Annotated in this window: 4 protein-coding genes; all 4 read right to left on the bottom strand. The window is 73.6% G+C overall.

The features are described 5' to 3' along the window. Positions 1-142 precede the first annotated feature (142 nt). The 4 genes from D7X32_RS25515 to D7X32_RS25500 all read right to left on the bottom strand — a co-directional run bounded on the left by D7X32_RS25515 (position 143) and on the right by D7X32_RS25500 (position 6148). Positions 143-3169: an efflux RND transporter permease subunit gene (locus tag D7X32_RS25515; protein ID WP_120605175.1), complete on the bottom strand. Its 3027-nt coding sequence runs from the start codon at positions 3167-3169 to the stop codon at positions 143-145. After that, the gene (locus D7X32_RS25510; protein WP_120605174.1) at positions 3166-4239 is read right to left on the bottom strand and encodes an efflux RND transporter periplasmic adaptor subunit; all 1074 of its coding nucleotides are present in this window, start codon (positions 4237-4239) and stop codon (positions 3166-3168) included. The genes D7X32_RS25515 and D7X32_RS25510 overlap by 4 nt, the downstream gene beginning before the upstream one ends. Then, a complete protein-coding gene (locus tag D7X32_RS25505; RefSeq protein WP_158625757.1) occupies positions 4229-5422 on the bottom strand; it encodes a TolC family protein in 1194 nt (397 codons plus the stop codon). Before D7X32_RS25505 ends, D7X32_RS25510 begins: the two co-directional genes overlap by 11 nt. 258 nt (positions 5423-5680) lie before the next feature. Next, entirely contained in the window at positions 5681-6148 is a 468-nt protein-coding gene (locus D7X32_RS25500; RefSeq protein WP_120605172.1) for an Lrp/AsnC family transcriptional regulator, read from the bottom strand. Positions 6149-6190: the final 42 nt, after the last annotated feature.

Raw genomic sequence — 6190 nt, 5'->3', positions numbered from 1 at the left:
TCCGTCCTCCGTCCCGGCGCCCGGCGCATTCCGGGCATCCAACGGCCACCACGAAGGAGGACGGCGAAAGGTTACAGCGCCGGACGCGGAGCCTCGCCGCGAGGCGACGCCCGGGACGGAAACGACCGTGCCGCTCCCGCCCTCAGCTCTTCACGGAGGCCTCATGACGGCGCACCAGCACGTACGCCGCCGGCAGTCCCACCAACACCGTCAACGTGGACAGGGACAGGCCCCCCAGCACGGTGATGGCCAGCGGCCTTTGCAACTCGCCGCCCTCCCCCAGTCCGAGCGCGAGCGGGACGAGCCCCAGCAGCGTCGCCAGCGTCGTCATGAGGATGGGGCGCAGGCGCACGGCGGTGGCGTGGCTCACGGCCTCGGCGGCGGCCAGCCCTCCGGCGCGTCCCTCCTCTGCCCGGTCGAGCAGGAGGATGCCGTTCTTCACGACGAGCCCGACGAGCAGGATGCAGCCCATCAACGAGGAGACATTGAGCGGCGTGCCGGTGATTCGCAGACAGGCGACGCCCGCCGCGAGCGCCACCGGGACCGCGCCCAGGATGAGCAGCGGGAGCACGACCCCGCGGAAATGGAAGGTCAGCACCAGGAAGACCCCCAGCGTGGCCAACACCAGCACGAGCACGAGGGCCTGGAAGGACTCGCGCTGACTCTCGCGCTGACCGCCCAGCCGCACCTCCACCCCCGCTGGCTTCTTCAGCGTGGCGAGCCGCGCCTCCACGTCCGCGGTGACGCCGCCCAGGTCCCGCCCCGCCAGCCGCCCCGTCACCGCCACCAGCGGACGCAGGTTGTCCGACAGCAGCTCCGCGGCCTGGCACTCCTGGCGCACGCGCGCCACCTGCGTCAGCGGAACCATCCCCCCGGAAGCGGTCCGCAGGCGCAGATGCTGGAGCACCTGGGGATCCAGGCGGTCGGCGTCGCGCAGCCGCACGCGCACGGCCACCTGCCGGCCCTCGCGGGGGAGGGTCCCGACGACATCGCCCAACAGCGCGGTCCGGACCTGCGCCGACACATCCCGCGTCGTGAAACCCAGACGTCCCGCCTGGACCAGGTCCACATCCAGGTGCGCCTCCGGAATGCACCCGGTGACGCCGTCGAACAGGTCCGCCAGGCCCGGGATGTCCTGCAACTGCTCGGCGACACGGGGCGCGAAATCCCGCAGCACCTGGACGTCCTGCCCCAGCAGCTTGACCTCGACGGGATCCGGCGCGCCTTCCAGGTCGGAGAGCACGTCCTGCAGCAGCTCGACGAACTCCAGCCGGACTCCGGGAAGCGCGGCTTCCGCCCGCGTGCGCGTCGCCTCGATGATGTCCGGGCCATGGCGCGTCCGCTGGGGAGAGAGCGACACGGTCAGGTCGCCACGCGAGGACTCGGTGGCCGCCGGCGGCCCCAGCTCCGCGCCCAGGCGCCGGCTGGTGCCCATGACCTCGGGGATCTCCGCGACCACCGCCTCCAGCGCGCGCCCCAGCCGGTCCGCCTCCGCGACCGAGGTGCCCGTCGGCGTGAAGTAGTCCACGACGAACGCGCCCTCATCCAGCTCCGGCAGGAACCCGGTCCCCACGCCCCGGCCCAGCACCGCCAGCAGCACGGTGAGTAGCGCCACGCCGGCCACCAGCACTCCCGGCCGCGCACGCCACTGCGCGAGCATGAACCCCGGGATGACCGGCGCGGGCGCGTGATGACCGCCGGGAGCGACGAGCAGCCACCCGCACAGCAGCGGCGTCAGCGTGACGGCCAGCACCCACGAGAACAGCACCGCGGCGCACAGCGTGAACGCCAGCGCGGAGAAGAACTGGCCGGACACGCCGGGCAGCAGCGACAGCGGCGCGAAGACCACGACCGTGGTGAGCGTGGAGTTGGTGACGGGCCAGGCGATCTCCCGGAGCGCCTCCGCGGTCGCGGCCCACCGCTCCGTCCCCGCCGCCACCCGGCGGTACACCGCTTCCACCACGACCACGGCGTCATCCACCACCAGTCCGATGGCCACCGCCAGCCCGCCCAGCGACATCAGGTTGAGCGTCCCGCCCGCGAGCCAGAGCGCGCCAAAGGTCATCGCCAGGGTGGCCGGGAGCACCACCGCCGCGGCCGTCATGGCCCGCCAGGAGCGCAGGAAGAGCCCCACGACCGCGAGCGTGAGCAACCCGCCGAGGATGACCTCGTCCCGCACGTGGGCCACGGACCGGGCGATGAGCCCGGCCTGATCATAGGAGAGCTCGACCTGGATGCCCGGCGGCAGTCCCGCCCGCACCCGTTCGAGCTCCGCCTGGATCTCCCGCGCCAGGGTGACGGCGTCCGCCCCGGGACGCCGGCCCACGTTGACGAGCACCGCGGGCCGGCCGTTCGCGTAGGTCAGGGAGAGCCGGTCCGCATGCCCCTCCTGGATCCGCGCGACGTCGCCCAGCCGCACGGGCGCCTCGGGCGTCCCGCCCACGACGAGCGCCGCCAGCTGGTCCGGCGAGTCCACCGGCCCCCGCACCACCACCAGCGCCTGCTGGTAGTGCACGTCCACACGGCCCGCCGGTTCGAGCATGAGCGCGCTGCCCACCTGGGTGGCGAGCGTGGGCAGGTCCAGCTTCGCCTGCTCCAGCCGTTGTGCGTCCACGGTGATGCTGAGCTCGCGCACGTCGCCGCCGACCACGTCCACGCGCCCCACGCCCGCGAGGCCCGCCAGGCCGGGACGCAGCGTCCGCAGGGCGAACTCGCGCAGCCGGGCGGGGTCCGCCGTCCCGGTGACGGCGAGCGTCTGGATGGGAAAGGACGACGGGGTGAGCCGCTCGGCATAGAGCGTCGTGTCCGGGGGCAGTGCGTTCTGCACCTCCGCGAGCCGGGCATTGACGAGCCCCAGGGCCCGCTCCATGTCCGTGTTCGAGTCGAACCAGAGCGAGATCTCCGCGGCCGCGCGGATGGTCCGGGAGCGCACCTGCCGCACGCCGATGACGGTGGACAGCGCTTCCTCCACCGGGCCGGTCACGGACAACCGCAGGGTCTGCGCGCTGGCGCCATTCAGCGTCGCGGCGACGACGATTCGCGGGAAGGTCACCTCCGGGTAGAGCCCACCGGGCAACCGGGTCGCGCCGAGCACTCCCGCCAGCGTCAGCGCCGCCAGCAGCACCACCACCCCGGGCGCGTTGCGCCGCAGCAGCATCAGCCACGTCACCGCAGGACCTCCACCCCGGCGTCATCCGGCAGCGAGTAGCCCCCTTCCACGACGACGGGCTCGCCCACCGCGAGCGGCCCCTGGACGACGGCCCCGCCCTCGTCCTCGGAGATGACCTGGACCGGCACCCGGTGGACCCGCCCGTCTGCGAACCGCGCGACCGCGACGCCTCCATCCTCCTGGGGCAGGAGCGCCGACGGCGGCACGGCCAGCGCGCTGCCCAGCGACGCCATGACGATGTGGGCTCGCGCGGTCGCGCCCAGGCGCAGCTCCCCGCCCGGGTTGGCGAAGCGCAGGCGGATCAGCACGTTGCCGCTCTGCGGCTCCACGGAAGGCGACACCGCGGCGACCTCGCCCTCGCGGGCACCGTCCAGCCCGTCCACGGTGAGGGTCGCGCGTTGACCGGGCTGGACCGCCGCGGCCTCCTGCTGGGTGACGAACGCGCGCAGCTCCAGCGGATCCGTCGCGGAGACCTGGACCACGGGAGGATTCGCGCCCTCCACCATCTCGCCCTGCCGCACCCCGATGGCCGTCACGACGCCGTCGAAGGGGGCCTGCAACGAGGTGCGCCCCAGGCCCCGCCGGGCCAGCTCCAGGGCGCTCCGGGCCCGGGCCTCGGCGGCGCGGGCGGCGGCCTCCGCGCTCCGGTCCTGCTCCGCGTCCTGACGGGCCGCGACTCCGTGCTCGGCCAGGACGTCCGTGCGCGCACGCTTCTCCTTCGCGGCCTCGAGCGCCGAGGTGGCTTCGCGCAGGGAGGCCTCCGCCTGCTGGAGCTCGGCGGTGGCGTTGACCGTGTCCACCTGGGCCAGGACTTCGCCCGCTCGCACCCGGTCCCCTTCCGCCACGCGCAGTTGCGACAGCCGGCCGGGCACCCGCGGTGAGAGCCGGACCTCTCGCCCGGGCGGCGCCGACAACAGGCCCGCGACGCGAAGGCCGCGCACGGCCTGTGCCGGAGCCACGATGGCGACGCGGACGCGCGGAAGGGGCGGCGCACCTTCCTGGGGCGGTGTCCGCTGGCAACCCACGCCGGACGCGAAGAGACAGGCGAGCAGCGCGAATCTAGGGCTCATCGAGGGGCATCCCGGCGGCGAGTTCGAGGTCCGCGAAGGCGGTCTGGGCGGCGAAGGCGGCCTCGATGGCCTGCGTCCGCATGTCCGTGGCCGTCTGGAGCGCGGCGTTGAGCGCGACCCGGGGAGTGCGCCCCACGCGATAGGACTCCAGGGCCATGCCCTCCGTCTTCTCCACGGCGGGAAGGATCTCCTCCGTGAAGCGCGCGAGTCCCGCCAGCGCGGCGGACAGGCGCGCATGGCTGGAGGTGAGCTCGGTCCACCGGGAGCGCCGCTCCTCGTTCTGGCGGGCGCGCGCGAGCTCCAGCGAGGCCTCGGCGCGGACCGTCTCTCCGCGTCCCAGGCCGGGAAGGAAGAGGTCCAGGTCGAGCCCACCGCGAAGAAAGGTGCTGCGTCCCCCGGGGCCGTCCGCCTCCACGGAGACCCCCACCGTGGGCGTGGGCCACCGTTCCCGCCGTGACGCCCGCAGGGTGGCCTCGGCCGCCGCCACGTCGGCCTGACGTGCCTCGGCGGCGGGAGACAGCGCGCCTCGGGCCAGCACGACCTCCAGTGGAGGCAGGGCGGGAGGGGGCGCGTCCACCGGCTCCAGCGCCGCACCCGGAGGCCGGCCCAGCAGCAACGCCAGCGCGGCCGTGGCGGCGGCGAGTTCACCCTGGCGGGTCAGCCATTGGACTTCGGCGGATCCCCGCGCGATGCGGGCCTGGAGCAGGTCCAGCTCCGGAGCCGCGCCGGTATCGAAGAGGAGCTCCGCGGCGGCCTCCGACTCGCGCGAGAGCGCCAGGGCGCGCGCGGAGGCATCCAGGAGCTGGTGGGCGCGCACGCATGAGAAGTAGGCACGCCGCGCATCCGCCCGGACAGAGGCCTCGCTCGCGCGGCGCTCGTCGGCGGCGCCGCGTGCCGTCAACTCCGCGGCGAGCACACGGGCCGCCCGGGCTCCCGGGGCAGGAAGCTTCTGGGTCAGTCCCACGGTCCACCGGGGATCATTTCCCCCTCCCCCCAGTGACAGGGTCAACGGGGAGAAGGTCCGGGCGACCTCCTCGTCCCCGCGGGCCACGGATTCCTGCGCCCGGGCCTGTGCGAGCGCCGGAGCCTGACTGCTGGCTTCGAGGAGCGCCGAGCGCAGCGTGAGCGGCTCACCCTGCGCGGTGCCGCCCCACAGCAGCAGCAGGACGACCCTGGAAGGCAATGCACTCCCGTGCCACATCGACGGACAGTCCTCCCGACAGCACCGTCGCCGCCATCACCCACCGGGGCTGCTCACTGCGAGGCATGCGGCGCAATGCCCCGAAGCCGGTGGCCGTGTCAGCCCGGCGGCGGTTCGCGCCCCGGCACGGCCATGACGCATATAGCGACGTCCGGCCTGCGCCGTGAGCGCATGAGAAAAGCCTCATCCCCTCCCCAGGCGGACTTCATGAGCCCCGGCGGGCACGGCGCACGGTGACACTCAGGCGCCGCGGTCGACCGGCAGCCCCGAGCGCGCGAAGGAGAACACCAGCGACGTTTCGATGCGGCTCACCTCCGGACGGCTGGTGAAGGACTCGATGGTGAGCACCCGCAGGTGTTCCGTGTCCCGACACACGACGTGCACCAGGAAGTCCGTCGTGCCCCCCAGGCAGTAGACGGCCACCGTCTCCGGCAGCGAGCGCAGGTGGTCGCCGATGCTGCCGAAGGCCTCGCCCACGTGGAGCCGGAGCTGCACGGCGATGAGCGCCTGGAGCCCCAGCCCCAACGAGCGCGCATCCAGGTCCGCGCGGTAGGAGCGGATGACGCCGTCCGTCTCCAGCCGCTTCACCCGCGCGAGGCACGACGACGGGGCCAGGCCCACCTTCGCCGCCAGCTCCTTGTTGGACAGCCGTGCATTGTTCTGAAGGGCCTCCAGAATCTCGCGATCAATTCTGTCGAGTGAGGACATTCGGGGCTCCCGGACGAATTTTATTCGATGGATGGCGCCGAA

The organism is Corallococcus carmarthensis (assembly GCF_003611695.1).
In the GTDB taxonomy this organism is placed as follows: Bacteria; Myxococcota; Myxococcia; order Myxococcales; family Myxococcaceae; genus Corallococcus; species Corallococcus carmarthensis.
Note: the sequence above shows the minus strand (reverse complement) of the source record. Positions and strands in the feature narration are given on the sequence as shown.